Origin of the sequence: uncultured Formosa sp., assembly GCF_947500765.1 — a bacterium.
Lineage (GTDB): Bacteria > Bacteroidota > Bacteroidia > Flavobacteriales > Flavobacteriaceae > Formosa.
The window spans coordinates 271,773-298,214 of sequence record NZ_CANMTH010000003.1; the positions used below are offsets into that span (position 1 = coordinate 271,773).

28 protein-coding genes are annotated in these 26,442 nt (G+C 31.0%); 2 read left to right on the forward strand and 26 right to left on the reverse strand.

Going from position 1 to position 26,442, the window contains the following annotated elements:
• From Q1B05_RS07430 to Q1B05_RS07480, 11 genes are all read right to left on the reverse strand, one after another.
• On the reverse strand, window positions 1-924 hold the full coding sequence (locus tag Q1B05_RS07430; RefSeq protein ID WP_299779191.1) for a hypothetical protein: 924 nt from the start codon (window positions 922-924) through the stop codon (window positions 1-3).
• Window positions 925-1,258: 334 nt separating this feature from the next.
• Window positions 1,259-1,627: a hypothetical protein gene (locus Q1B05_RS07435; RefSeq protein WP_299779193.1), complete on the reverse strand. Its 369-nt coding sequence runs from the start codon at window positions 1,625-1,627 to the stop codon at window positions 1,259-1,261.
• 184 nt (window positions 1,628-1,811) lie between these two features.
• On the reverse strand, window positions 1,812-2,306 hold the full coding sequence (locus Q1B05_RS07440) for a hypothetical protein (RefSeq protein ID WP_299779195.1): 495 nt from the start codon (window positions 2,304-2,306) through the stop codon (window positions 1,812-1,814).
• 24 nt (window positions 2,307-2,330) lie between these two features.
• A complete protein-coding gene (locus Q1B05_RS07445) occupies window positions 2,331-2,762 on the reverse strand; it encodes a hypothetical protein (RefSeq protein ID WP_299779197.1) in 432 nt (143 codons plus the stop codon).
• Window positions 2,763-2,831: 69 nt separating this feature from the next.
• Window positions 2,832-3,746 (reverse strand): glutaminase, encoded by a 915-nt coding sequence (locus Q1B05_RS07450; protein WP_299779199.1) that lies wholly within the window; start codon window positions 3,744-3,746, stop codon window positions 2,832-2,834.
• A 108-nt stretch (window positions 3,747-3,854) separates the two neighbouring features.
• Window positions 3,855-5,060, reverse strand: a complete 1,206-nt coding sequence (locus tag Q1B05_RS07455; RefSeq protein ID WP_299779201.1) for a retropepsin-like aspartic protease — start codon at window positions 5,058-5,060, stop codon at window positions 3,855-3,857.
• 101 nt (window positions 5,061-5,161) lie between these two features.
• A complete protein-coding gene (locus Q1B05_RS07460) occupies window positions 5,162-5,554 on the reverse strand; it encodes a hypothetical protein (RefSeq protein ID WP_299779203.1) in 393 nt (130 codons plus the stop codon).
• A gap of 92 nt (window positions 5,555-5,646) precedes the next feature.
• A complete protein-coding gene (locus tag Q1B05_RS07465) occupies window positions 5,647-7,800 on the reverse strand; it encodes a DUF87 domain-containing protein (protein ID WP_299779205.1) in 2,154 nt (717 codons plus the stop codon).
• Entirely contained in the window at window positions 7,800-9,245 is a 1,446-nt protein-coding gene (locus Q1B05_RS07470) for an SIR2 family protein (protein WP_299779207.1), read from the reverse strand. Before Q1B05_RS07470 ends, Q1B05_RS07465 begins: the two co-directional genes overlap by 1 nt.
• Before the next feature lie 152 nt (window positions 9,246-9,397).
• The gene (locus Q1B05_RS07475) at window positions 9,398-11,716 is read right to left on the reverse strand and encodes a chondroitinase-B domain-containing protein (RefSeq protein ID WP_299779209.1); all 2,319 of its coding nucleotides are present in this window, start codon (window positions 11,714-11,716) and stop codon (window positions 9,398-9,400) included.
• A gap of 208 nt (window positions 11,717-11,924) precedes the next feature.
• Window positions 11,925-12,437, reverse strand: a complete 513-nt coding sequence (locus Q1B05_RS07480; protein WP_299779210.1) for a VOC family protein — start codon at window positions 12,435-12,437, stop codon at window positions 11,925-11,927.
• Between the two features lie 120 nt (window positions 12,438-12,557).
• Here Q1B05_RS07480 and Q1B05_RS07485 point away from each other — a divergent pair, with 120 nt between their 5' ends.
• On the forward strand, window positions 12,558-12,872 hold the full coding sequence (locus tag Q1B05_RS07485) for a helix-turn-helix domain-containing protein (RefSeq protein ID WP_299779211.1): 315 nt from the start codon (window positions 12,558-12,560) through the stop codon (window positions 12,870-12,872).
• A 32-nt stretch (window positions 12,873-12,904) separates the two neighbouring features.
• Here Q1B05_RS07485 and Q1B05_RS07490 read toward each other — a convergent pair whose 3' ends face one another.
• Genes Q1B05_RS07490 through Q1B05_RS07515 form a run of 6 tightly spaced genes read right to left on the reverse strand, consistent with a single transcriptional unit; the run spans window position 12,905 to window position 16,062 of the window.
• Window positions 12,905-13,612, reverse strand: a complete 708-nt coding sequence (locus Q1B05_RS07490) for an aromatic aminobenezylarsenical efflux permease ArsG family transporter (protein ID WP_299779212.1) — start codon at window positions 13,610-13,612, stop codon at window positions 12,905-12,907.
• Complete coding sequence (locus Q1B05_RS07495) at window positions 13,613-14,050, reverse strand: nitrophenyl compound nitroreductase subunit ArsF family protein (RefSeq protein ID WP_299779213.1); 438 nt, start codon at window positions 14,048-14,050, stop codon at window positions 13,613-13,615.
• Window positions 14,051-14,088: 38 nt separating this feature from the next.
• A complete protein-coding gene (locus Q1B05_RS07500) occupies window positions 14,089-15,063 on the reverse strand; it encodes a permease (protein ID WP_299779214.1) in 975 nt (324 codons plus the stop codon).
• Window position 15,064: 1 nt separating this feature from the next.
• On the reverse strand, window positions 15,065-15,463 hold the full coding sequence (locus Q1B05_RS07505; protein WP_299779215.1) for an OsmC family protein: 399 nt from the start codon (window positions 15,461-15,463) through the stop codon (window positions 15,065-15,067).
• Window positions 15,464-15,468: 5 nt separating this feature from the next.
• A complete protein-coding gene (locus tag Q1B05_RS07510; RefSeq protein ID WP_299779216.1) occupies window positions 15,469-15,705 on the reverse strand; it encodes a thioredoxin family protein in 237 nt (78 codons plus the stop codon).
• Between the two features lie 51 nt (window positions 15,706-15,756).
• Window positions 15,757-16,062: a metalloregulator ArsR/SmtB family transcription factor gene (locus tag Q1B05_RS07515; RefSeq protein ID WP_299779217.1), complete on the reverse strand. Its 306-nt coding sequence runs from the start codon at window positions 16,060-16,062 to the stop codon at window positions 15,757-15,759.
• A 349-nt stretch (window positions 16,063-16,411) separates the two neighbouring features.
• Between Q1B05_RS07515 and Q1B05_RS07520 the strand changes: the two genes are divergently transcribed.
• The gene (locus Q1B05_RS07520; protein WP_299779218.1) at window positions 16,412-17,299 is read left to right on the forward strand and encodes an arsenite methyltransferase; all 888 of its coding nucleotides are present in this window, start codon (window positions 16,412-16,414) and stop codon (window positions 17,297-17,299) included.
• A gap of 86 nt (window positions 17,300-17,385) precedes the next feature.
• Here Q1B05_RS07520 and Q1B05_RS07525 read toward each other — a convergent pair whose 3' ends face one another.
• The 9 genes from Q1B05_RS07525 to Q1B05_RS07565 all read right to left on the reverse strand — a co-directional run bounded on the left by Q1B05_RS07525 (window position 17,386) and on the right by Q1B05_RS07565 (window position 26,442).
• Complete coding sequence (locus Q1B05_RS07525; RefSeq protein ID WP_299779219.1) at window positions 17,386-18,018, reverse strand: hypothetical protein; 633 nt, start codon at window positions 18,016-18,018, stop codon at window positions 17,386-17,388.
• Between the two features lie 13 nt (window positions 18,019-18,031).
• Complete coding sequence (locus tag Q1B05_RS07530) at window positions 18,032-19,321, reverse strand: ectonucleotide pyrophosphatase/phosphodiesterase (RefSeq protein WP_299779220.1); 1,290 nt, start codon at window positions 19,319-19,321, stop codon at window positions 18,032-18,034.
• Window positions 19,322-19,475: 154 nt separating this feature from the next.
• Window positions 19,476-19,616: a hypothetical protein gene (locus Q1B05_RS07535; protein ID WP_299779221.1), complete on the reverse strand. Its 141-nt coding sequence runs from the start codon at window positions 19,614-19,616 to the stop codon at window positions 19,476-19,478.
• 83 nt (window positions 19,617-19,699) lie between these two features.
• Window positions 19,700-21,157, reverse strand: a complete 1,458-nt coding sequence (locus Q1B05_RS07540) for an FAD/NAD(P)-binding oxidoreductase (RefSeq protein ID WP_299779222.1) — start codon at window positions 21,155-21,157, stop codon at window positions 19,700-19,702.
• A gap of 152 nt (window positions 21,158-21,309) precedes the next feature.
• Window positions 21,310-22,431, reverse strand: a complete 1,122-nt coding sequence (locus Q1B05_RS07545; RefSeq protein ID WP_299779224.1) for an ABC transporter permease — start codon at window positions 22,429-22,431, stop codon at window positions 21,310-21,312.
• 82 nt (window positions 22,432-22,513) lie between these two features.
• Window positions 22,514-23,620: an ABC transporter permease gene (locus Q1B05_RS07550; RefSeq protein ID WP_299779226.1), complete on the reverse strand. Its 1,107-nt coding sequence runs from the start codon at window positions 23,618-23,620 to the stop codon at window positions 22,514-22,516.
• A 298-nt stretch (window positions 23,621-23,918) separates the two neighbouring features.
• Entirely contained in the window at window positions 23,919-24,647 is a 729-nt protein-coding gene (locus Q1B05_RS07555; protein WP_299779228.1) for an ABC transporter ATP-binding protein, read from the reverse strand.
• Window positions 24,647-25,549, reverse strand: a complete 903-nt coding sequence (locus Q1B05_RS07560) for an ABC transporter ATP-binding protein (RefSeq protein ID WP_299779230.1) — start codon at window positions 25,547-25,549, stop codon at window positions 24,647-24,649. Before Q1B05_RS07560 ends, Q1B05_RS07555 begins: the two co-directional genes overlap by 1 nt.
• Window positions 25,546-26,442, reverse strand: coding sequence for an HlyD family efflux transporter periplasmic adaptor subunit (locus Q1B05_RS07565; RefSeq protein WP_299779232.1), 897 nt, complete (start codon window positions 26,440-26,442; stop codon window positions 25,546-25,548). Before Q1B05_RS07565 ends, Q1B05_RS07560 begins: the two co-directional genes overlap by 4 nt.

Consider the following 26,442-nt stretch of genomic DNA (forward strand, 5'->3'; position numbering starts at 1 on the left):
TTAAAATAATATGTCGATATAAAGGTCACTTTTAGCGCCTTCAATTCCTGGTGTAAATTCTGTGGAAACCTCTGTACCCTTTAACGTCTCTCCCTCTGCGTTTTGAAGTATAAAATTTAAGGTCCAGTTTCCTGTCATGGTGTAATTCACAACACCGTGATATAAACTATCACTTTCCATAATTAAATCTTCATTATTCGGAGACGAGTGGTTTCCCATAGAAGCTTCTGGCATTCTTGGGTCTAATAATAGAGTATAATCCTGCACAGCTGAATACGAATATTGCGACAGATCTGGAAATGTACCTTCAGCTTCTGTAGGCTGATTGTATTTGTAAATTCCAGCTACCAAATTATTTTCTGCAACACCTGGACTTTGCGGAGACACTAAGGCTATAAAATAGTGCTCGTTATCACTTCCAGTAAAGGCAGTCATATTAAGATTCATATTGGTCTGTTCTTCAACTGTAATAGTTTGATTAATAGCGTACGATTGAGTATCGACCTGAAAATTAATATATAACTGCCAACTTACTGTAGTATCACTTTCACTTGTAAATACAGCAAATCCAGAATAATAGTCTTCTGTAGCATCATATTCTAAATTATAAGCATGCGGACAAGATGAAGTGTTTCCATTAGCATCTGTAAATATGGGTAAAAATGTCACCTCTGCATCTTGCAAAGATTCACTGGTTACTGTGTTTATTATGCTTAGATGAATTTCGTTATATCCCTTATAAAGTGTTCCATTTAGGGCTTCCAGATTTACGGTGTAATCTCCACTAGTTATAGATGTTACGTTTTCGTATTCTATATATTCGGTCGTTTCGGTGCTTAATTCAGCTTCGTAATCGGTTTTCTCTACGGTACACGATGATACCACAACGAAAATTACGATTACAAAAAAGTGTAAACGTTTCATTATTTATGGACTGTTTCATTAAAAACTGTTGAAAATAGAGTAGCGTAAATAGAGGAACTTTTCTATTTTGAAACATTAAAAAAAGGATAGTTCTATTTTAGGTTGATGCAATTATTTTAATCACAATCAGGTCGCTACAAGATATAAATAGAATACTCGCATATAAGATGCACAACGAAAGCTTAGTAGAGATTTAACCTACTTTAAAGCTGTAACAAATGGTTATATTTTTTTATATGTGTGGACATAAAAAATCATATACAAGCACGTTGCTAAACCTAAGTTTTGCAAAATACCAAGTATGAGTTATGGAGTTTCTATTTGTATATTGAAACTATACGAGTGGTGGATGAAATACAAAGCCCATATAACTGAACTTATAAATTTTGTTATAAGAGGAGTCTATTTTTAATTGTTGCTTTTTAGGAAAGAACAATATGTAGTTAATTGTTGTGTCTTGAAAGAATACTAATGAATTTTCGAATGAAATAGAGTTCCCTTTTTCATTATTTCCCTTTTCAGTATCTGTCGCTTTTGCTAGTTGTGATTTTAAATGACATTTTCCGTTACATTGTAATTCTGGAGTCTCTTTATTTACACAAAGTTCATTTTTAATGTAATCGTAAAATGCAGCATATTCCACTAAAGGGATTAGTGGTTTAAAAATTAGAAATAACGCTAAAAGTAATGTCGCTGTTTTCACGTCACGAATTTCAATATTTTTTTTTGACTTTCCTAATCTTAAAATGTATATACTAGTTAATATTTTAAATCGAACGTTAAAAGCGTGTGAATTTTTTTTTTGTTATCTGTTGTAAATTAGTGTATTATATTTGTTGTTTGAAAGTGTTAGTGTTAATAAAAATAAAAGACATTTTCATCTTGTTTTATGGGATTAGGCTATATTTTGCCTCACTGGTTATGTTTACACCTCCATAAAATGTTAAATTGAAATTAATATTCCATGTGTTTTTAGATGTTTTTACTCCACTTATAGTGCCTATAGGATCGACATCTTTAGCTACACTATAAGGGAAATAACAGAAACAACTTTGTGTTAACACTAAATCTGTAGTTATTAATTCGGTATTGGAGTAGGAGAAACTCTCTAATTCAGGATCGATTTCGAATTTAATATATTCAAAATAACCATCGTCAGATAGATTTTTGTCTGTTTCAGCAACAAACTCGTATAAGAATACCAATTTATCACCAGGTTCTACAACCCCATATTTCATATATGTGTCACCTTCTCCTGTTATAACTGTTAACTCACTATTTTCTGTATAGGTGTAACTATAGGTGTCTCCATTACCATCATCATCCGTGTTACAAGAATACAGTAGCATAGTTAGTATACATATTATATAAATTTTTCTCATTGAGTAAGGTTTTTTAATTGGTGTTTATTCTATATTTAATTCTGTTTTAACCAATTGGTATTCATATAGTCCAACGTTATTTTTACTTGCAGATAATAACAGTGAATCTCTAGTTACTGTATAATTATATGTACCATTTAGTATTAAATTCCAATCAAAATCTGCAGTCCAAATATTTTGATCTGTAAAGTTTATAGTCGTTGTATTTGTTTCATAAGTCCCGCTTCCTACTGCAGGAATATAGTAATCATATCCAATACATTCATAGGTATTATTTGTGTTTAAACTTACCATTACTGGGTTAGAAAAAATAGTACCATCACTATACGTTACTGTAAACAATCCTGTATAATTTCCGCTTAAATTTTCATTAATATTATCGTCGTCGTTTTGACAAGCAATTAGTGATAATATTGATAAAACGACAAATAGAATGTTTCCAAATTTAGTTTTCATTATTGTTTTTTATTTATAGATGACAATTTATGAAAATGGTTGCGTGTCTATTATGTTTATATTAAACTATTAAAAAATAGAGAGTTTAGATTTTGTAGTAAAGGCTTCTAAAAATTTCATGCCTTTAAAAGAATTTCCGTTCTTATTTAATTTAGGACTCCATACTACAATGGTGTATTGATCGGGGTGAACCGCTACAATACCTCCGCCAACACCACTTTTTCCTGGTAGCCCAACTTCAAAAGCAAACTCACCAGACTCATCATAAAATCCGCAGGTTTGCATTAGGGCATTTATACGTTTAGATTGACGTTCGGTAAGTATTTCTTCTTTGCTATACGTACAACAGCCGTTGTTTGCTAAGAATAAAAAAAGTTCAGAAAGTTCTTTGCAGTTCATCTCTAACGAGCACAGGTTAAAATAGAAATCTAGTACATCGTCGGGTTCATTATTTATATTTCCTAAAGACTTAATAAAATTACATAATGCGATATTCCTATAACCTACTTTTTTCTCGGATTCTGCAATTTTACGGCTATACTTAATGTTTGGATTATTAGAAATTCGTCTTACAAAATCTAAAAATTCGGCTTTAGGGTTATCTAATTCTGTTAACAAGATGTCTGAAATAACTAAAGCCCCCGCATTAATAAACGGATTTCTAGGAATTCCGTTTTCAACTTCTAATTGTAATAACGAGTTAAAGGCATTTCCAGAAGGTTCTACATCTACACGTTCCCATATTTTTTTACCTAAAATTCTATAAGCCATCACTAACGATAACACTTTAGCAATACTTTGGATAGAGAATTTTTCAGAACAATCTCCCATGCCAAATCCGTTCTGGTCCATGGTGGTAATGTATACTCCAAATTTTTCAGGATCTATATTTGCTAATTCAGGAATGTAAGCTGCTAAATGGCCTTCATTTTCTATCTCTTTAACTTGATTGTAGCAATTTTCTATTATGCTTTTTATATTCACGGCGCTCTTTTGTATTTAATGAAAAGTGTTGAAAAAGAGACTAAAGTAATAAATACAAACGGAATAGTTCTTATTAGCACGTTTTAGTGTCTAGGACAAGTAATTATATTATTGCTGCATTGGAAGTAATTGTTTTTTTGTTAATGTAATAGACCTTATGTTTTCATGATCTTCAACTTCAATACTAAACGTATCTGGTAAATCTTTTTTAGTCCAATAATTATACAACGCTTCTGTGTTTAATCCAGATACATTTACGCCATTTATGGTTAGTATTTGTGTACCAATTTCTATAGGATTTTCTAATGGATAATCGTTTTTATATCCATAAACTATAATTTTATTAGTTAAGTAATTGGGATGAAAAAGCACTTGGTATTCAGAGATAATATTAGCCTTAATAGGTTTGTTTTGATCTAAATAAAACACTTCATTACTCCAATCTAATGTCACTGTAAAATGCTCAAAAAAAGTGTTACCTATTATATTAGATCCATTTTCAGAAAACGTAACCAGCTGGTCTTTAATTTTTAAATTATCGAGTAATTCTAAATCCAGTAAAGCACTGTAATCAGTACTTGTTAATATACCATTGGCTCCTATACTATTAACACCTGTAGCAGAAATATAAGGTATGGTATTAAGTGTATTTAAAGTAGCTGTTTTAGTACTTATGTTACCGCTATATCCCGTATCAAATGTAAACAGATCTTCAAACGTATTTAATTTGATTTTTATTTCTGCATCGCCGTATTTTCCGGATTTTGTGTTAAAATTATAGGCATTAGGGCTAATATGAAATGCATCTATGTTGTTAGCAATTCTAAGGATTTTATTTTTATAATCTATTTGCCATTTTGCCTTTCTCATTAAATTACTTCCTATAATTCCTACGTAATTATCTTTCCCTAAAAATTGATATAAATAAGAAAGATCTGAAGTATATGCGCCTGTATTTAGAAAATTGATATTTCCAATCTTTAGGTCGGCTATAGTGTAATATGTACTCTCTTTACTAATGCCATTAACATCTGAAATATCTCCATTTACGTTATTAGATTTAAGATTAATAGATTCTATTATACTATAATCTATCATTGTTATATCATTTCCTGTATCAAATATAAAAGGGTAGTTTTTTCCATCTATATATACATCTAAAATAATCTGATTTTTAACATATCTAAACGGAATTTCTTCAAAATATTGATCTTGTTTAACTTCACCTTGTGTAACCGTTTTTAATCTTTTTATAGCCGAACAATTCACTAAAAAACAAGATGCTAAAATAAGTAGAAGTAGCTTTTTTTTCATACGTATGTTGATTGATTTTTTTAGATGAAGTTTTGGTAGAAAATAACCAATTTAGGAAATAAAAACTAAACAAAACATTTTAAGACACTTTAGCGGTTCCTTTACTCTGAAATATATGTGTTCGAATAACAGTCAAAACAATCGCCCACGAGAACAAGTGTGTTGTTAGTAATAGTTATAATTTGTTTAAATCCATTCTCCTGAATTAGCATTTCTCGAGTGTCGTTAAAAAGTTCCGAGGTTCGGTTTTCAATAGTGTAAGCTGTTTTAAAGTTTAAAACCTCATTTTGATAACTTGCTATTGAGTCTGCCGTAATAATAAGCATTCTATTTTCGCCTGTACTTTCTGGAGTTTCTGTGGAGCCCGTTAGACCTCCAGATGCACTTTGCCATTGCCAATTTCCTGTTATTACAGAAGTAGAAATACTGTCGTCAGACTCTGAACAACTATAAAGTATTAATGTGATTATGGAAAGGTAAATGATTTTTTTCATGTGGTTAGTTTCTTTATAGATGTACTAATATGTATTTGGTTGCGTGGGGAGGATGATTGTTTTCATGTGGAAGCTTATTTAATTGATGTCTTTTATTCTTTAATATCTGCTTCATCATCAGTAGAATCATATTTTTCTCCTTTTTCCCAAGCTTCTGTAATTTTTTTATAATTAGGAAAGTCTTTTTGAAAATCCTTTGTCCAATTTTCTATAAATTTCGGATTATTGCTATTAGGTCTTGGATTTGCATTATTCATTCTTGCTTGAACTGGTGTTCTAACAGCATCACCCATAACTACAACATGTTGTTGTGGTAAAATAGGTAGTTGTTGTAAAATATCCTCATTTGCAGCTGAAACTAGTTGCCGGACATATTTTTGGTCTTCTGGATTTTGAAGTCTATGTATAATAAATGAATTACATTGGGATAATACAGTCTTAGATAATTCTGAAGGTCTTTGACTAGAAACAAGTAATGAAATTCCATATTTACGACCTTCTCTTGCAATTCGTTCAAAGACCTTTTTAGCTATAGATTCTCTATCACTACGGTTTTTCTCAGGAATATAATTTTGTGCTTCTTCTAATGCGATAACCATTGGTAATTTACCTCTTTCAGGTAAACGAGATGTAAATTCTAAAATAAGTCGTCCAATTAAACCTGTAATTGTTTCTAAAACCTCAAATGGTAATAAAGACATATCAATAATTGTCACTTGACTAGATTTGGCTTCTTGTAACTTTTCTATATCAGTTTTTCCTAATTTAGTTTTATATGATTCGGTAAATAAGTCAGTGTCTGTTGAGTTATAAACTTTACAAAAATCTCCTAAAATAAATGAAATGAATTTTGCTAATGCATTTGTGATTTCTTCTGTTTCATTTAAAAGTAGTGGTTTTGAAATTCTTTCATCACTTAAGTATGATTGCAATCTCAACCTAAGAGTTGAAACGAATTCTCTTAATCTATTACCGGAATTTTCTTGTTCACTAATTGCTTCATCAAAAAAACTTTCTAGTAAATCATGAAAATTGAAATAAATAGGTAAATCAATATTACGTTCTTTAGTTACTTCAACCTTTCTAGCTGAAGAATAATATAAAGAGAGTTCAGTTTTTAAGATTTTTGCACTTTCGGTTAAAACAGCAGCGCTAATATTACCTTTTAGATAATCATTTTTTGTTTTAGTTATTTTTGACTTCTCTTTCATCAGATTTCTAAGTGAATCCAATATTTTAGTTTTATCAAAATCGGTATCTAATTCAACCAACTCTTTACCAAAATCCTCTAAACCTTCATAAATCGTATTAATTATTTTAAAATCATTGGTAACACATTCGTTAATAATTATTTCTAATTTTGATATATAGGCTTGTGGTATTAGTTTTTGACTAATTGAAACCGTTTGGTTTTTTGCTAACCCTAACGCATGTTTCAAAACAGGAGCTTGTGTACCTGAAGTCGGTTCAAAGAGGTAATCAAAATCAGCAAAATTCATAAACCAAAAAGGAACTTTCATTCCATCTTTATCAATATGAAATGGATTAACTAATTCCAGGTTCTTATATGGATTTTCTTTTGTTCCTTGAAAAGCTTGTTTATATTCTCCGTTTGTGTCAAATATTATAATGTGAGCATTTTTGAGCTTTTTCCCATTATAGTCAAAATCAAACATGCTTTGAATAATAGAAGCAAATGTACATGACTTACCAGAGCCTGTATTTCCCAATATTGCTGCATGTTTACCGAAAAATTTATCAGGATTTATTTTTATTTTATAATCTGAAAACGAAGGAGATGTTCCAATAGGTAAGTAGTAATCATCATCAAAATTTATTTTTTCTGAGCCTTCTTTCTTCTTTTGGTCAAAAATATTATCCAAGTCTTGACTTGTAACATACCAAACAGGATTGTCAAGAATAGGATAGTTGTAAACTCCTTGAATATATTTTCCGCTATTTTCAATTGTTCCAATCATTGTTGCTACCAAATATCTTGCGGATTTGGTTAAGAATATAGCTTCCTTATTTTTTTCGATTTCAGTTTCATCAATAGACCTAACACTTGTAACCATAGCTACAATTTTATCAGAGCCAATTGGAATAATTACGTAGGAATTAATTCTAGCTACTTCAAAGATATCTTCATAACCACTTTTATAAAGACTTTTTAAATCATCATCAAGACGAATATAAGCTCTAAAACTATCAACAGAAATTACTTTTCCAATACTTCTTTCACTCATTATTCTTTGTCTTTAGTTGGTTCAACTTTAGAAGTTTTTGTTCTCAACAATTCATTTAATGTATTTGCAACTTTTTCGTTATTGTCGATATTATTGAAATTTGGCATTAATGTATCTGAGAAAGTTAAAAAGTCTCCAAAAAATTCACCTTCTAATATGATTATTCTTGGGTCATTAAGATCTTTTAATTTTTTGATATATTCATTTTGTGTACCTTGAAAATCAACTACAATAAGAGTAAAGGTTGGGTTTGATAAAGCCTGATAAATAATATCATTAAAATGCTCGTCACCAAATGAGTAGCCAACTGTAAGTAAAACCGATTGAGATTGAGTTATAGTTGAGGCAAACTGTCTAAAAAGTTCTGAGTAAGGCAAGTCAAGAGTATATGATTTTTTAACAGCAGAAGGGTAGATTATTATTTCCCCTTTTTTCTTTAGGGAATCTATTAATTCTAAAGGTTTTTCTTCAATTCCATAAAGATTATTAGCATCTCTATATTCTGAATTAACCCAAGATAATGATCCATGCAATTTATAATATTTTACTACTTTTTCTATTCTTTGTATTTTTCCAGAAGTAGTAGAGCCTGGATAAAAAATGTCATATTCAAATGTTTCTGGCTTAAAGTATCTTTTATGAAATCCAGAAAAACCATCGATATAATGAACACCAAGCTTATCAAAAGCATATTCAAAAGCTAAATCATAGTTTGCAGTAAAGATATTTGCTCGTTTTAGATTTAATGGTCTTTGAAGAAGAGCTTTAAGAAACATTTCATGGTAGTAGTATTTATTTTTTAATGCATTTTTAAATGACTTTTTCTTATCTCTTTTAATTATTTTTCTAAGTTCAGATGTGGGTATTTTTCTTTTGTCAACATCACAAACTAAAAATAACCCCTCTTTTATAGCGGTAATTAGTTCTGAAATTTTATCTGTTCTAATCTGACTTTTATCTAAAGAAAGTACAAAATCTTTAGCTATTAAATAATTCAAAACCTTTTCATATTCAATAGCTATTTCATTAGATTCTAAATCACGTACTATATCAGATTCTATTTTAAATTTCCATTTTCTTTTATCTTCAAAAGTTTGAGTTCCAGAAATTAGATTACCTTTTCCTTCTTTTAAAAAATCAGTTTGTAGTTCTTTAATAACAGAAAGGAGACATTTGTATGTATCAGTATCATTAATTAAATCAAACTCCTTTTTAATATAATTTTCTACTTCTATTGGGAAATTACGAATAGCTACTGCACCTAAATGAATTGAAGTACCTGAACCAAAAAGAAAACTAACATTATCTAATTCAAGATAATTCTTCAGCATTAATTTAATTTTATCAATGATTTTTCCTTGGTCTAAATCTTCAGCTATCCAATCAGCTAACTTATCTGTGTTTCCAAAGAAAATTTTATTCTTTGTTGGTTCAAAATGTGTCATTTAGTATTAATTGATTAATAACTTTAAATATAACATTTTATAAAAAACTAAGAACCATTTAATCAGCTGTATTTTAACATAATAATGCGACCCTGAAACAAGTTCAGTGTGACGGTTGTGTGCTAATAAGATAAATTTGAAATTTTATTTTCCTAATACAAAATTTTAAGTTTCAGTTGGTCTTCAACTTTAATAGTTCCAGAATTTAAAATGGTATTATTTGTTTCGTGATTATTTTTTTTGCCCCATAATACGGCCACATGTGTTACAGGATTGTTAGTAAAGGTATTGTCTGCTAACTCTACATTTACAATACCTTTAGTTTGTAGTAAAATACCATTGCCTGTGTTGTTTCCGGAGTTTGTAAAGCTACTGTTACTTACTGTTAAAATACCGCCAATGGTAGTCTCGTCGTACCCGTCTCGAAGAAAGTTAATGACATTATCGTGTACATTTATAAATTCACAATGATTTATAGTTACCAGTTCTGCATTATAGTTTCCTTCATCTTCTGCTGCTAATTCTAATCCGTTTTTACAGTCTTTAAAAGTTGTGTTTATTATAGAAATGTTATCTGCAAATGTGGCTTTATAAGCTTTTAAAATGTAATTAAAATTGGTAATTGTACAACCATGAACATATATATTATAAGCCGATTTCATATTCTCTCGCAATGGTGCGAATGCAATGTTTGCGTCGTTTCCTTTTAGGTTAATATGCTCTAGATGGAGTATTCCCTTTGGATGCATTTTAAAGGCTGGCGTATTGGTGTTTCCGGTGTATACTAATTTTGGTGGAGCTGTTGAGTCTTTAGCACGAATGGTTATGTCTTTATCTATGCTTAAAGGTGAAGTTAAGGTATATAGTGAAGCTGTTAATTCTATAATATCTCCGTCTTTAGCTGTTGCAATTTTTTTAGATAAATCACCTTCAGCAGCCGTAGCCATTAGAATTTTAGATTCCTTTTTCTCTTGTTTTGGAGTAAACCATTTTGGTCCGTAAATAGATTTGTCTATTTTAAAATTTTTGGCAGCGTTAAGATCTACTATAGCACCAATACGGTTATTTTTTTCTCTAGAGACTCCAAATAAATCATGATCTATCTTGGCGAAATCATAACCCAAAAATACATCGTTTAAAATGTTGTTTTTAGCATCATCAGGAGCATACAACCAGTCGTTAATTTTGGTCATGTGTAATGGTATATTCAATAAAACATTAAAGTCTGTATAGATACTTCTATTATTATCTATAACATTCTTTTCGTATTCAATTCCATCCATTTCACTATGGTTTATAAAAGGCGTTTTATTTTTTTGCGTATTGTAAATTATATTATTAGCAATAGTAGATCGAATAGGAGGTGCAGAACGAATTTCGCTTGGTGGTAATACATCTGCACTTTTTAGATTTTGTCCGACACCAATTTGCCAAGTCGATTCACAATCTACCCAAGTATTAAAAGCCACAACTACGTCTGATACTTGTAAATAGCGGTTTAAAGGCGTCATAGGAATACCATTCATAATGGCAAGTGGAGCTCTAAATTCTTTGCCTTTTATTTTATAGAAGTAGTTATTTGTAATCCAATGCCCGCTATTTACTACACGAATTCCTCCATAAAAATTGGAGTCGTCTCCACCAATAAATATATTCCTATCAACAGTAGCATAACTACCATGTCTTAATACCAACGAGCCTTCACATTTATAAAATATATTGTTAGTATATGAATTGAAATTTGTTTTATCCGAGATAATTTCAACTTCACCATTACATGCTTCAAAATAATTGTTTGATACATTTACATAGCCTGGTGATACGCGTGTTTTACTATCACCTACACGAATGGTTTCTCCTCTAGGACCTCCTTTTCTTGGACGCGGACCAAAATAATTATTTATAATTTGATGATGAGTATTTATATGCTCGTTACCAGTAAAAAATACACGAATGGTTTCTCCATCATTAGATTTTCCTGTAATATAACAATGATCTAGTTGATTGTGTTTTCCGAAAAATTCTATCCATCTGTCGCTATTTAAACGCGAAGGCTGTGTAAAATCTTCAATAATAGTATTGGTTACTCTACAGTTAAAAGCCACATGGTCTTCGCCTATCATATATCTAATAATAGCACTTTTTGGTGTATGTCCATTTCTAAAATATAAACCATCGACCACTAAAAATTCACCACCTAAATGTAGGTAAGATGTACCTTCTATAAACACTTTTCCGGGTGTTTCTGCGCGTAATGTTATGGGGAGTTGTTGCGTTCCAGTGCCTTTAAAATTGATTTCTACATCTTTCCAAATACCATTTGCTAGTGTAATCAAGTCTCCTGGTACAGCATCTAATATGGCTGTATTTAGTTCTTGACTATTGGTAACGTAAATGCTGTTTTGGGGTGAATCTTTACTACATGTGCATAATAGGAAAAGGGCACTTAAGAGAAACATAGTTTTTTTCATTAGTACTATTTTAGTTTGTGTTAGCGACTGTCGTGTTTTTATAGGGCTTTTTTTTGAATTGCTTTTTCAGGTTGTAGCAAAAAACTAAAGATTTTTTAAGAAAAAAGATGATGATGACCCCTATAATTTACATTTAACATAAAAGTAATAAAAAAAGCGTAAGCCAAATATGACTTACGCTTTATAGCTAGTATTTAAAAAGTGAGGCTTATTTTGTATACGCTCCCGAAGAATATGTTAATTCGTAACTGTGAGTATAAATTTCGAAAACAATTCCGAAAGGATCTTCTACATAACACATTTTAAATGGTTTCTCGCCTGGATAATATGCTCTTATAGGCATACGTTGTTTACCACCGTAAGCTACAATTTTATCTATTAGTGTTTCAATATTTGGGTCTTGAATACTAAAGTGGAATAATCCAGTGTTAAACGGATTAAATTCGGGAGCTTCTTTTACGCCATGAGGAAATGAGAAAATTTCTACACCAACTCCGTCAGAAGTCGATAAATGTGCGATTTCAAATTCTTCCCAATCTTCACCAAACACATCAATACACATGATACCAATGGCTGTGTCTTTTTCTTTTTTTATGGTAGATGGTTCCATAATGGTGTACCAGCCCATGACTTCTGTGTAAAATTTTACAGCTTTTTTAATATCGGGTACTGTAATTCCAATATGTGAAAATGATTTTGGATAATCTGTATTTGTTGACATAATATTTGATTTAGATTACAAATTTAATCTATATTTGTCTATATAACAAGTACTTACTAAAAAGTAGTATAGTTACTAAAAGTAGTAAAATACTGATTATTAATGTATTAAAATTTAATTTTGAACAAAGAAAACAATTGTCCACTTAATTATACCATGAATTTAATAGGTACAAAATGGAAACCTTTAATATTATTTCATCTTCTAGAAGGCGATTTACGCTCAGGAGTATTACAAAAACATATTCTTGGAATATCCAATAAAATGTTTACGCAAACGGTACGAGAATTAGAGAAAGACGGTTTGATTTGTAGAACTGTTTATCCTGTTGTACCTCCAAAAGTGGAATATGGATTGACAGTTAGAGGAAAATCTCTAGAACCTATTTTAAAAGGTTTAGATGCTTGGGGAGCTAAAGATTGGAAACAGTCTTAAGTTTAGCTTTTGGATATTTTTTTTATTCTATGTTAAATAAGTCCTATAAAAATTGAAACATAATACAATCCAGTAAGTATAAAGACAACGCCTGCTACGGTGCGCATTAGTTTTTCAATTTTTGTAATCTTATTATAGAATATCCCTATTTTTCTTGCGGCAGAAACTAGTAAATAAGTAAATAGTATAACGGGTAATCCGGTTCCGAAAGCGAAAATAATAGGCAAGTATAAGCCGTCTGCAGATGTAATAGACATAGGAATTAGCATACCAAAAAACAAGGCCCCACTGTATGGGCAAAAGGCTAAGGCGAATACCACACCAATTAAAAATGCCCCTAAAAGACCTTTATCTTTGAATTTATCTGATAGTTTGTCTTGAAAATTAATTGTTCCTAAAAAGTTGATTTTTATTACGTTTAGCATTATTAACCCAATAAGAATTAATAAAGGCCCCAAGTATTTTTCGCCATTCTGATTGAAAAACCGTGCAATATGAAATTTACTAGCTCCAAAGTATAATATTAGTCCAATGACTGTATAGCTAAAACCTCTACCTAAAGAATAAAGTAAACCACTTAAAAATACCTTGCGTTTATTGGCTATGTTTTTAGATATAAATGCAGTAGCTGTAATATTGGTTGCTAATGGACACGGACTAATGGCTGTCATTAGTCCGAGTAAGAATGCCGATAAAACTGGAATGTTGTAATTCTCTAAAAGCGATTGAAGAACATTCATTTACAATGTGTTTAATGCAGTATTTATTTTAGTTTGTAATCCTTCAGAAAAGGCTGCTTTATCTGTTCCATTCATAAATGCAAAATCTGTTAAATCTATGTGTTGTTCTTTTCCGTCTTTAATTACATTTAACATTAAGGCTGTTCCTGCAGCTTCAAATTTTTCGGCTACTTTTTTGTTGGCTTTATCATCTACATTTATAACCTGAAATGTCACTTTATTGTCTTTTAATTCATTTGAGAAATAAGTGTCTAAAGTATATTTAGTATTGGCTTCTATGGCTTTACACGTCATACATCTGTGAGTAGAGTGGAAGTCTAATACTTCTATTTTAGATATAGATTTGTCTATATTTTGGTCTTCTTTTTTAGTTTGTCCGTTGCAAGCCGTTAACAAAAAGGTGATGCTTAAAACGGTTGAAAATTTGATTATTTTCATAGTATATAAAGTTTATTTTAGTCTAATCTATCTGTTTTTTATAAAATCATATTAAACAAGAATCCGGAAAAGATTATGGCAAGTGTCACTACGCCAAAGAAGATGGCAATTAACTTTAAAGACATTACTTTTTTTAATAAAGTAGCCTCCGGTAAGGATAAGCCCACAGTCCCCATCATAAACGCAATGGCTGTACCTAGCGGGACACCTTTAGCAACAAAAACTTGAATAATGGGAACAACACCTGCTGCATTTGCATACATTGGTACCGCTAAAATGACAGCTAATGGTACGGTCCACCATTGGCCACCTCCTAAAAATTTATTAAAAAAGTTTTCAGGAACATAACCGTGCATAGCACCTCCAATTGCAACTCCTATAATTATATAAATTAGTACACCTTTAATAATGTCCCATGCATTTTGTGTAATTTCAGGGATACGTTGTTTAAAGGTTCGCTTTTCTTCTTGATAATAGTCTTGTTGGTTTTTTTGTGCCATGATGTTTTTAACCCAATCAGAGAGTAGAGGTTCTAGATTAAATTTACCAAGAATCCATCCCCCAAGTGTGCCAAGCATAATTCCAGAACTTACATAAATTAAAGTGGCTTTTACGCCAAACATACCCAGAAACATGGCAATTGCGACTTCGTTAACTAAAGGCGAGGTGATTAAAAAAGCAAAGGTAACACCCAACGGAATTCCGCCTTGTACAAAGCCAATAAATAATGGTACAGATGAACAAGAACAAAAGGGAGTAATCGCTCCGAAAATCGATGAAAACAGGTATTCTAAGCCATATAGTTTATTTTTATTCAGATAGTTTTTTAAACGTTCTATCGGTAAATAAGTATTTACGATTCCCATAATAAATACGATAATAAATAATAGAATTAGGATCTTAATAGTATCGTAAATAAAGAAATTTAAAGCAGTTCCGAGATGGGTATTTGCTCCAATACCACAAACAGAGTAGATTAACCAATCTGCAAAATGTTGTAACCAATCAAACATATTAAAGCGTTTTTATAGTTCCGCTAATGGCACAAGATAATTTTACTGTATTGTAAATTGTACCGTGTTTTTCGATGTTCTTTTTTAGTAAATCTATATTCAGGTTATTATCTGTGCTGTAAATTTTTAAATCATAATGAATGTTCTCCATTCTAGGAGGATGTTCTAAACGATCTGCATGTACATTTACAGTTGCTTTGGTATAAGAGAAATTCATCATTTTAGAAAAGCGTTCTACATTTTTTAGCATACATGCAGAAAATGAACCTAAAAATAGTTCTGCAGGATTTGGTAACGTGTCTGCTGTTTGTGATGTCGTACCAAAATCTATTTGAGAAGATTTGATACGAATCTCTGCATCCTGATTTGAAACTGAAGATGCGTTGATTTGATAGTTCATGACTCTTATTTCAAAAGTTCCAATACTTCAGTTTTTGATGGTACTCTTCCTTTTATTGTAATAACATCATCGACAACTAATGCAGGTGTTGTCATGACGTTATATTTCATGATCTCCATAATATCTTCAACTTTTTCAACATTAGCATCAATGTTATTTTCAGTTATTACATCTTTTACAACGCCTGTCATGGCTTGACATTTTGGGCATCCAGTTCCTAAAATTTTAATTACTTTACTCATAATATTAGTATTTGTTTATCGCCAATAAACGATAAGATTATTAAAAAAATATCAATCAAAAAATTCTTTAAATAGTGATTTTGCAATTTTCCAATTCTCTTGATTAATACAGTATTTTATTTTTGGTGATTTTAATTCGCCTTGAATTAATCCCGCATTTTTTAATTCTTTAAGATGTTGAGAAATTGTAGACTGCGCTAAAGGAAATACATCTACTAAATCACCTGTAAAACAACAAGATTGTTTATCTAAATGTTTTAAAATTGCAATTCGTGTTGGATGTCCTAATGCTTTTGCAAATCGTGCTAAAGCTTCAGTATTTTCTTTGTATTCTATATGTTCTAAACTTCTTTTCATATTCTTATCGTAAAGATACGATTGGTTTTTTTGTTAAAATGTGACTTATGTCACCTACAGTAATATTTTTATAAAAATAATTAAATTTAGTTAATATGTTAGAGTCAAGTTTTACCTAAGTTTAAGTGAATCATAATTTTAAGCACACGTAATCATGGTTCAATTTTTTATACTTTTTTTAAGTTGAATTAATTTGATGTATCATATATTAATCGTAATATTACAATGGTTAGTTTTTTAATGAATAGACGTTTGTAATTCGTTGAAAAACTATTATTCAATTATATAATTTATGGTTTGAAAATTACTTAGAAATCATAAAGATTTTATTAATAACTAATTTAATATCATGAGCAAAGAACAAGAACTTAAAGACATTGTAAAGGCACGTTATGCTAAAATCGCAGAACAAGGGAAGGTTGAAAATGCCTCGTCATGTTGTGGTGCTACGCCGCCAACAAACAAAGTGTATAATATTATGATGGATGATTATTCTGAAACCAAAGGGTATGTAGAAGATGCAGATTTGGGTTTAGGTTGCGGATTACCTACACAATTTGCTAAAATTAGAAAAGGTGACACAGTAATTGATTTAGGTTCTGGGGCAGGAAATGATTGTTTTGTAGCGCGACATGAAACTGGTGCAGAAGGAAAAGTGATTGGAGTAGATTTTACACCAATTATGATAAAAAAGGCACGAATTAATGCTGAAAAATTAGGTTATAATAACGTTGAATTTAGAGAAGGTGATATTGATGATATGCCTGTAAGTGACGACGTTGCAGATGTAATTGTAAGTAATTGTGTCTTAAATTTAGTGCCTAATAAACAAAAAGTGATTGGTGAAATTTATAGAGTTCTTAAGCCAAGCGGACATTTTAGTGTGTCCGATATTGTATTAATTGGAGATCTTCCAAAAGCATTACAACAAGATGCAGAAATGTATGCCGGTTGTGTTGCTGGAGCCATTCAGCGTAGTGCATATTTACAGCTAATTGCAGACCAAGGATTTAAAAATATTCAAATTCAAAAAGAAAAACCCATTGTTATTCCTAACGATATTTTAAGTAAATATTTATCTACGGAAGAAGTCAATGCTTTCAATACTGGTGGTGTAGGTATTTTTAGTATTACTGTGTATGCTGAAAAACCCGGAAATGTAAAAGCAAAAACACCATTAGAATTTTCTGAAATAGAGCCTTCTAATTGTTGCTCTCCTTCTACAGGTTGTTGTTAATTTAGAGAACATATTATAGCTAAAAATGAAAACACCAGATTTTACATCTTATCGTAAAATCTGGTGTTTTTGTATAAGTAGCGTCTTTACTTGGTACCTCCTTTTTTGTCTATTTCTAAAGCAATTTTATAAAATATTCTAAAGTCTTTTGTATTATATTTTGCACGCATGGCAGATAATACATCTACCAATCCTAAACTGTTCCAATCCCAAAGCATAGTATCGAAATTGTATTTATACATTTGTGATCCCACTTCTTTTCTTATAGCTTCAAGTTCTGCAGTATTAATTCCGTTTTCGGATAACTTTTCGGTAATTTTTTTTTCGTCTTCAGGTGTGAATTCTGTATCTAAATAGGGTTCTAAAATCCAATCCCAGTTCCATCTGTGTTTCACTAATGTTATGTCGTGGCGTTTTGCAAAGTCTTTTAATTGGTCCTTTTGTGTTGCAGATATAAAAATAATATCGTCACCAACTTCAATACTACAAGTACCAAAATCTAGACTAATGGCATGAATTTTATGAGGTGAGATCCTTTTTTTAGGGTAAGCTATAGAAGGTTCAAAAGGGTACTCTGAGATATTGATATGGTCCTCTAAAATTTCAGATTTTCCAATACCACACAATAAGGTTTTTACACCGCTATATTTTGTGTTATAAAAATCGTCTAACACCGACTTTTCTGCTTTTGGCTTAAATATGTTTCTAAAGAAATTCAAGAGTATAAGGTGATTAATTTTTAGATTTTAAAACAGATTTTATATTGTCTAAATTCCCGTCTATATTACTTGGAATATCAAGACCTAAGATGTTACACATTAACGGATAAATATTAATGTTTTGTGTTGAAGGTATAACGTAACCAGATTTAAATGCAGGACCATTGGCGTAAAAAATGCCTTGCATATCTTTATGTTTCGGATCGTAACCATGTACACCAACTGCTGTGATTCCTTCTTTTTTCATGTCTTCTATACGTTGCGTTTTCGAAAAATAATAACCAAAATCAGGTATCACTTGTACGCTTCCCCAATCTTTATTTTTAGGAGCATATTCAAAACCTGGTGTATTTTCTGTTTTATAGGCTTTAAAATGGTGTTCTTTTGGTTTTAAGTACTTCAATATAGCATTAACACTAACTCCTTGTTTTGGATGAATATCAAGCATGGCCCCATTGTCTATCAACTCAAATAGATCTGTATTTGTAACATCTTCAACAGGTATAAAATGAGAAGGTTTTACAGCTGTCATTCCGTGATCTGAGACTACAATTATATTTACATCAAGACCAGTAGCTGCAACACCATCAAATAAATTGCCTAAATTTTTATCTAAATTTAATACAGCATTTTTAATTTTTTCTTGATTATTAGGGCCATAACGGTGTCCGACATCATCTAAATCAGAGAAATACATAGTAATCATGTGTGGCCTTTCTTTTTTAGGTAAGTCTAACCATTTTAAAACTTCTGCAACACGAGTTTCATTTTTAATTTTTCCATCGTAAGTATGATAATACGTTGGGTGAATACCTTGTATATTAGCTTCAGAACCTACAAAAAAGTAACTTGCAGAAACCATATTAGATTTGTCGGCTTGTACCCAAATTGGAGTTCCTCCGTAAAATTCACCATCTTCAACTTGTTCTCTATTTCTAATATTATAGATTGTGTCTTTTTTATAACTAAAAAACGAGTTTCCAATTAAACCGTGATGATCAGGATACATTCCTGTTGCAATGGTGTAATGATTTGGAAATGTTTTTGAAGGAAAAGCAGGAATAAGCGATTCTGTTTTTACTCCGTTTTCTATAAAGCGAGTAAGATGTGGCGGTTTATATTGATCCACATAATCCCAACGAAAACCATCTAATGAGATTAAAATAACGTAAGGTTTTTTTCTTGATGCTTTTGAATTTGTAGTCAGATTAGCTGTGTCTCCTATGTTTTTACTTGATTTACATGAACTAAATATGAAAGGAAGTAGTATTAAAAGTAGGAGGTAAGTAACTTTTTTTTTCATTATGGAATTATATAGATGTACTGAATGTGTTGTTTTTTTATTCATTAAATTTTAATTAAAATGAATGCAAAACAAATTTACACATAATTTTATACGCTGATTTTTTAAGTACTTAAAGTTTTATTAAATGTTAAGCATTCAATTGTATGTTGTCTTATTTTTTAACAGGAGTTCTTGTTCCGCCATGACCTCCAGCAACGATGACCATTATTTTTATACTTAAAATGATAAACTTAAAAAATTGAAGGAATGGATTCATCATTCTAAATCGCATTCTTGGAGATATTCTTTGCATGATTTATTTTTTATAAGTTATATTTTTACTTTTAAAATTATTGATTTACTTCATTTTTAAATTGATTAGTATAGATTTAATTCCTATTCAGGAATTAACCACCAAAAAGGTTTCATTTTTGCTTTATATAGAAAGGCATAGTGCAACATAAGTTTAAGCCAGTGGCCTGCGAGCCCTATTGCTCCGAAGGTTTTTCCTAAGTGCCTTCCATGTGAATTTGGATATTTTACAAAGTCAGGTACAATTGGGTAGGTTGTAATACTTACACCACTTCCGTTCCAGAAACCAAATCCAGCCGAGGCAATACAGGCAGCTCCCATATTTCCCATAGACCCTTTATGGTTTAAGGATTCTTGTTTGCTTTTAATACTGTCTATAATGTTTTCGGCAACCAATTTAGCTGTAATTCCAGAAGGCATTCCTGTACGTGGTGGTGCAGGAGCAATAACGGTTCCGTTTTTACTCGTTCTAGGTTTAGAAATGGCATGTGGTGGAGCAAATGCTATTCCAGGAGCAAAAATATTTTTATAACTCGGATTTTGATACGTTTCTGGCCAATCCTGAACCGTCCATGCTTCGTAAGGTTTTGGTGTATAATCGGCATCTACAATCATGAAACCTTTAAAAAGTTTTGCTGTAATATCATTTTCATTCTTGTCGTAAGCCTTAAAACCATGCCCAGAAAAAGATGGAATTAACATTGCAAAATCGTAAGTCTCAGATTTATGTTCACCATCTAAATTTTCGTAATGGGCAATACCATCTTCAATTTTGTTTACACCAGCTCCTAAAATCCATTTAATGCCTCGGTCTTCAAAAATCATTTCGACTAATTCGCTGGATTTCATAATCATGTCTCCGTAACTCATTAAGACACCATCCATTCCGAAATCTCCTAATTGGTATTCGTTAGATATCCAGGTAACTTCTGCCATATCTCTAACATTGTGTTTATGTAATTCCTTTTCTACATTTAATATATATTCGAATGCTGCACCTTGACAGGTAGATTTTGCATGACCAGTACCAATTAATATTTTGGCTTTTTTACCTGCTTTCATATGTTGGATGGCTTCGTTTAAACCTTTCCAAGCATGATCTGCATGTGAGTATGTACAGACAGAGTATGTTTTGTTTTTTCCAGGTATTAAACCTTCAGTAGCTTCAAAATTTAATTTTGGTCCAGTGGCATTAATCAAATAATCGTAAGTTACTTTTTCTTGTTGTCCTTTTTTCGCTCCATCAACATATTCAGATAACACAAAAGGCAATGTTTCTGTTTTATTACCTTCAGGATAAAAAGAAACGACTTTGGCCTGTTTAAACTCAATGCCTTTCTTTTTATATAATGGAGCTAATGGAAATAGTATTTTTTCAGATTTCATTCTTCCTATTCCTACCCAAATATTAGAAGGTACCCATTGGTAATTACTGTTTGGAGAAACAACAACGACGTCGTGTTTTTTAGATAATTTTCTGCGTAAATGTGTCGCGGCAACATGACCAGCAATACCAGCACCTAATATGACAATTTTAGACATTATTTTGGAGTTTTATAAGATTAACGTATAGGTTACAAATCAAGGCATATTATACTATTTATGAGTTTATAATCTGATTGATAGGATATCTTGATTTTATGTAAAGGTTGCCTTTTTAAAAGACCTACACAGTAACTCTGGTTACATATCTATTAATTTGTCTTTTTATAACTCCACACCGCTAAACCATTCATTATAAAAGCATAAACCACTGTTTTTAGTAATCTAGTAAGAATATCTGAAAAGCCAGAACCTTTAAGCATTACCATACGCATGACTTCTACAAAATATTTTACTGGGTTAAATTCGGTAACCATTTGTGCCCATTTTGGCATACTTTCAATAGGTGTAAATAAGCCGCTCATTAGAATAAAAATAACCACAAAAAACCAGGAAATAAACATGGCTTGTTGTTGGGTGTCTGTAAAGTTTGAAATGAATAGTCCAATTCCTAAAATAACTAAAAGATATACAGAAGTGTATAGATACATTAGTGGTAAACTACCAATAATGGGGATATTGAAAATGAGTCGGGCTAAAATTAATCCTACCGATAATAAGCCCATACCAATAACCCAAAATGGAAACAATTTTCCAATAATAAACTGACTTTTTTTAATGGGTGTTACATTAATTTGTTCTAGTGTTCCTATTTCTTTTTCACGAACAATATTCATCCCCGATAGAAATAAAGTAATCATTGTGACTAACAAAACAAGAATACCAGGAACCATATAGGTTTTATAATTTAAGGTTTCGTTATACCAAAATAGGGGAATAGTTTCAATGGAAATGGGTTGGATTTGTGTGTCTGAAACTTGTACTAAATCTGTTTTTATATTTTTATTAAAGTTTTTTATAATTTGAGAAATATAGACATTTTCTACACCTGCAGCAGCTCCATCAATAGCATTTATTGTGATGCCTAAAGTGTTAGATTTTTCTTTTTGTAAATCCCGTTCAAAATGTTGTGGAATTTGTAAAATAATATCTACATTACCTTTTAACATATCTGAACTTGCCAAGGTTTCGGAAGGGTAATTTTTTAGTACATTAAAATATGTAGAGGCATTAAATTTTTCGACTAATGCTCTAGATGTCGATGTACGGTCGTGATCTATATAACCAAATTTAATGTTTTTAACTTCAAAAGTAGCGGCATTCGATAAAATAACGAGTTGCAATATGGGTAAGACAAAAATTATAGGAAGCATCCCTTTATTTCTAAAAATTTGCTTAAACTCTTTTTGTATGATGTATAGAATTGTTTTCATAATATGTCCCACTAAAATGAGAATCTCTTATTAATTATACGTGTTGTTTTTTACTGTTTATTAATCGTTAAAAACTGTATACTCACTCTAATCTTATTTTATATTTCTTGACGCTTAAAGCAATAAAAAAGACAGACATTCCTATTAAAATTAAAGTTTCTTTCCATAAAAACTGTATACCAACGCCTTTAAGCATAATCCCTTTAATAATAATATTAAACCATTTTGCGGGTATAATATTACTAATTAGTTGTAGTGGTAAAGGCATGCTGGAAATAGGAAAAATAAAGCCAGATAATAATATAACGGGAAGCATAAGTCCCATTAAGGAAATCATCATTGCTGTTTGCTGAGTTTCTGAAATTGTTGAAATTAAAATACCTAAAGCCAACGCTGTAATAATGAACAACACACTTTCTAATGCTAATAAAATTAAGCTTCCTTGAATAGGCATTTTAAATATATAAATACTAAGTATAACAATAACAATTGCATTAATAATGGATAGAAAAATATAAGGAAATACTTTACCTACAATAACTTGAATGGGTTTTATAGGGGAAACCAAAAGGATTTCCATGGTTCCTAATTCTTTTTCCCTAGTAATAGAAATGGATGTCATCATTGCTGAAACTAGCATAAGAATAATTGTCATTACACCAGGAACAAACATGTATACACTTTTTAATTCTGGGTTGTATACCATTCTGGTTTCAGGAACAACTTGATATGTTATGTTAATGTCTTTATTTAATACACTTTGATACTGAATAAGAATGGCATTGACATAATTACTTATGGTATTTGCCGTATTGGGGTCTGTAGCATCAGTTACAATTTGTATGGTTGCATTATGATCTTTGATTAAATTCTTGCTGAAATCTTTTTCGAAATTTAAAACAGCTTTTACTTTTCCTTTTTTAAAAATAGCGTCAATATCAGATTCTTTTTCTATAAATTGATTGATACTAAAATATTTTGAAGCCGATATTTTATTAATAATTTCTTCTGTAGTGGCGTCTTTAGAGTGGTCTAAAACTGCAATATCTACATTGTTTATTTCATTGGTAATCGCAAAACCAAATAACATAATTTGTGCTATTGGCATTCCAAAGAGAATAAATAACGAGCGTCTATCTCTAAATATATGGTAGAATTCTTTTTTTATGAAGCCTATGAATCTTTTCATTTCTTTATTCCTGCAGACCTTGCAGATTCCTGCAGATCTTTTTTAGTTTTTTCTTGACTTGATATTTACTCTTTCTACTCAAACCTACATTATCTCGGGATAATTTTATATCTCTATTTCTACCGCTGATTTTGCTGATTACCGTAGATCTTTTTTATTTGATATTTATTTTTCTGCGCAAATTTGTATTATCTGCGAGACATTTTTATAACTCTCTATCTCACGCTGATTTCTCTGATAAGTACAGTTTTTTTTTAGTCCTTTTCTTCGAAAATCTGTGAAATTTGCGGGAAATGCTCTATCCTCGTGCTAGTTTTAAAAACACATCATTCATATTGTCTACTTTAAATTGTTCTTTAAGTTTCCTTGGCGTGCCTAAAGCTTCTATTTTTCCGTTTACCATGATGGATACGCGATCACAATATTCGGCTTCATCCATATAATGTGTGGTTACAAAAACGGTTGTACCATGATTAGCAGCTTTGTAAATCATTTCCCAAAACTGACGTCGAGTGATGGGATCGACACCTCCTGTGGGTTCGTCTAAAAATACAATTTTAGGATTGTGAAGTAGTGCCACAGAAAACGATAATTTTTGTTTCCAACCTAAAGGTAATGCTCCCACCAATTTGTTCGCCACAGCTTCCAAACCTAACTCTTCTACTAAAACAGCAGATTTCTCTTTGATTTTTGTTCTAGATAGCCCATATATACCACCAAAAAAAGTGATGTTTTCTTTTACAGTTAAATCGTCATACAAAGCAAATTTCTGACTCATATACCCAATATTTTTTTTGATGTCTTCTGCGCGAGTAAAAACATCGAAGCCAGCAACATTTGCTTTTCCTGAGGTTGGATTAGATATTCCAATTAGCATTTTCATTGCTGTGGTTTTTCCAGCTCCATTTGCTCCTAAAAAACCAAATATTTCACCTTTTTCAACCTCGAATGATATGGCGTTTACAGCTGTAAAATTTCCGAACATTTTGGTTAATTTTTCTACTTGTATGACTTTGTTATCGCTCATTATTTTGCTAATTCCATAAAGGTATCCTCAATGGTTGGTTCTGTGTTTTTAATTACTATTTGAGATAATTTTTTGGACTCTAAATATACTTTTAGATTTTCTGGATTAAAATCTGCTCTTTGGTCTGTGTAATGTACAAACTCTCCAAAAGGATACACACTGTGGTTGTACTTATAAGACTTTAGAGCATTTATAAGCAGATACATATTATGTGCACTTATATTATAAATTTGTTTAGAGTAATGTTTAACAATGGCATTAGGCGCATCAACCTGTAAAATTTTTCCATCCTGAATTAATGCAACCCTGTCGCACAATGCGGCTTCGTCCATATATGGAGTAGATACTAAAATGGTAATTCCTTTTTGTTGTAAGCGTTTTAGCATGTCCCAGAATTCTTTTCTCGACACAGGATCTACTCCTGTGGTTGGTTCATCTAAAAATAACACTTTAGGTTTATGAATTAATGCACAACATAATGCTAGTTTTTGCTTCATACCACCAGATAATTTTCCGGCTCGACGATCTTTAAAAGGTTCAATCTGTACGTAAATATCTTTAATTAACTCGTAGTTTTCCTTTATAGTTGTTCCAAAAATAGTTGCGAAAAAATTTAAATTTTCTTCAATCGTTAAATCTTGATAGAGTGAAAATTTTCCTGGCATATAGCCAACATTATTCCGAATCTTTTTATAGTCTGAAACGACATCAAAACCAGCAACCGTTGCAGAACCTTCATTAGCAATTAAGAGTGTTGTTAAAATTCTGAACAAGGTTGTTTTTCCTGCACCATCAGGACCAATAAGCCCAAAAAGCTCCCCTTCTTTTACATTAAAATAAATATTTTCTAAAGCTTTTACGCTTTTGTAAGATTTTGATATGTTTGAAACTGTGATACTCATTCTGCAGTATTTAACCATAGTTCGGCTGGCATGCCTATTTTTAGACTTCCATCATTAATTACATCTACTTTTACGGCATATACTAATGCCACACGCTCTTTTTTGGTTTGTATTATTTTTGGGGTAAATTCTGCTTCAGAAGCAATCCAAGTTACCGTGCCTTTATACGATTTCATAGTATCTATATTATCGATTTTTACGGTTACATTTTGTCCAATTTTAATGTTGGGTAATTGAGGTTCGCTAATATAAACGCGTAATTCCATAGTTTGTAAATTTGCAATTTTATACAATGGTTTTCCAAAAGTTGTAATTTCATTAGGCTCTGTATATTTGGTTAAAACAGTTCCGTTTATTGGGTTTATAATTTTACTTTTCTGTATTTGATCGTTGATTTGATTAATTTGAATATCTATTGATTTTAGTTCGTTTACCACAGGTGCATTCTGGATCTCTACACTTCTAATTTGGTTGTTAATGACATCTATTTCTCCAGTGACATCATCTAATTGTTTTTGTGTACCTGCATTATCTTTTATTAGGTTTTGTGTACGTGTTTTATTTGTATTTGCTGTTTTTAATTTAGAATTTAAAACGGCTATTTGAGATAATACACCTTTAGATTTTGAACTAATCACTGATTTAGAGATTTCTAATTGTTCGCGTTTTAGTGCCAACGGAATGGTATCTATATAACCTATAAATTGGTTTTCCTTTAGCTCGTTTCCTTCTTCTACATTAAATTGTAATAATTTTCCGTTGTTTTCTGCAGAAATGGTGATTTCTGTAGCTTCAAAATTCCCGTAACCATCTGCTTTTTTACTATTATTTCCGCAAGAAAATAAACTTGTTGCCATTATGCATAATCCTAATATATATATCTGTTTTTTCAT

Bases quoted from the DNA above. Each gene is read 5' to 3' on its own strand.
- Q1B05_RS07430 (WP_299779191.1), bottom strand. From the start codon at position 924: ATGAAACGTTTACACTTTTTTGTAATCGTAATTTTCGTTGTGGTATCA.
- Q1B05_RS07440 (WP_299779195.1), bottom strand. From the start codon at position 2,306: ATGAGAAAAATTTATATAATATGTATACTAACTATGCTACTGTATTCT.
- Q1B05_RS07445 (WP_299779197.1), bottom strand. From the start codon at position 2,762: ATGAAAACTAAATTTGGAAACATTCTATTTGTCGTTTTATCAATATTA.
- Q1B05_RS07455 (WP_299779201.1), bottom strand. From the start codon at position 5,060: ATGAAAAAAAAGCTACTTCTACTTATTTTAGCATCTTGTTTTTTAGTG.
- Q1B05_RS07460 (WP_299779203.1), bottom strand. From the start codon at position 5,554: ATGAAAAAAATCATTTACCTTTCCATAATCACATTAATACTTTATAGT.
- Q1B05_RS07465 (WP_299779205.1), bottom strand. From the start codon at position 7,800: ATGAGTGAAAGAAGTATTGGAAAAGTAATTTCTGTTGATAGTTTTAGA.
- Q1B05_RS07470 (WP_299779207.1), bottom strand. From the start codon at position 9,245: ATGACACATTTTGAACCAACAAAGAATAAAATTTTCTTTGGAAACACA.
- Q1B05_RS07475 (WP_299779209.1), bottom strand. From the start codon at position 11,716: ATGAAAAAAACTATGTTTCTCTTAAGTGCCCTTTTCCTATTATGCACA.
- Q1B05_RS07480 (WP_299779210.1), bottom strand. From the start codon at position 12,437: ATGTCAACAAATACAGATTATCCAAAATCATTTTCACATATTGGAATT.
- Q1B05_RS07490 (WP_299779212.1), bottom strand. From the start codon at position 13,612: ATGAATGTTCTTCAATCGCTTTTAGAGAATTACAACATTCCAGTTTTA.
- Q1B05_RS07495 (WP_299779213.1), bottom strand. From the start codon at position 14,050: ATGAAAATAATCAAATTTTCAACCGTTTTAAGCATCACCTTTTTGTTA.
- Q1B05_RS07500 (WP_299779214.1), bottom strand. From the start codon at position 15,063: ATGTTTGATTGGTTACAACATTTTGCAGATTGGTTAATCTACTCTGTT.
- Q1B05_RS07505 (WP_299779215.1), bottom strand. From the start codon at position 15,463: ATGAACTATCAAATCAACGCATCTTCAGTTTCAAATCAGGATGCAGAG.
- Q1B05_RS07510 (WP_299779216.1), bottom strand. From the start codon at position 15,705: ATGAGTAAAGTAATTAAAATTTTAGGAACTGGATGCCCAAAATGTCAA.
- Q1B05_RS07515 (WP_299779217.1), bottom strand. From the start codon at position 16,062: ATGAAAAGAAGTTTAGAACATATAGAATACAAAGAAAATACTGAAGCT.
- Q1B05_RS07520 (WP_299779218.1), top strand. From the start codon at position 16,412: ATGAGCAAAGAACAAGAACTTAAAGACATTGTAAAGGCACGTTATGCT.
- Q1B05_RS07530 (WP_299779220.1), bottom strand. From the start codon at position 19,321: ATGAAAAAAAAAGTTACTTACCTCCTACTTTTAATACTACTTCCTTTC.
- Q1B05_RS07535 (WP_299779221.1), bottom strand. From the start codon at position 19,616: ATGCAAAGAATATCTCCAAGAATGCGATTTAGAATGATGAATCCATTC.
- Q1B05_RS07540 (WP_299779222.1), bottom strand. From the start codon at position 21,157: ATGTCTAAAATTGTCATATTAGGTGCTGGTATTGCTGGTCATGTTGCC.
- Q1B05_RS07545 (WP_299779224.1), bottom strand. From the start codon at position 22,431: ATGAAAACAATTCTATACATCATACAAAAAGAGTTTAAGCAAATTTTT.
- Q1B05_RS07550 (WP_299779226.1), bottom strand. From the start codon at position 23,620: ATGAAAAGATTCATAGGCTTCATAAAAAAAGAATTCTACCATATATTT.
- Q1B05_RS07555 (WP_299779228.1), bottom strand. From the start codon at position 24,647: ATGAGCGATAACAAAGTCATACAAGTAGAAAAATTAACCAAAATGTTC.
- Q1B05_RS07560 (WP_299779230.1), bottom strand. From the start codon at position 25,549: ATGAGTATCACAGTTTCAAACATATCAAAATCTTACAAAAGCGTAAAA.
- Q1B05_RS07565 (WP_299779232.1), bottom strand. From the start codon at position 26,442: ATGAAAAAACAGATATATATATTAGGATTATGCATAATGGCAACAAGT.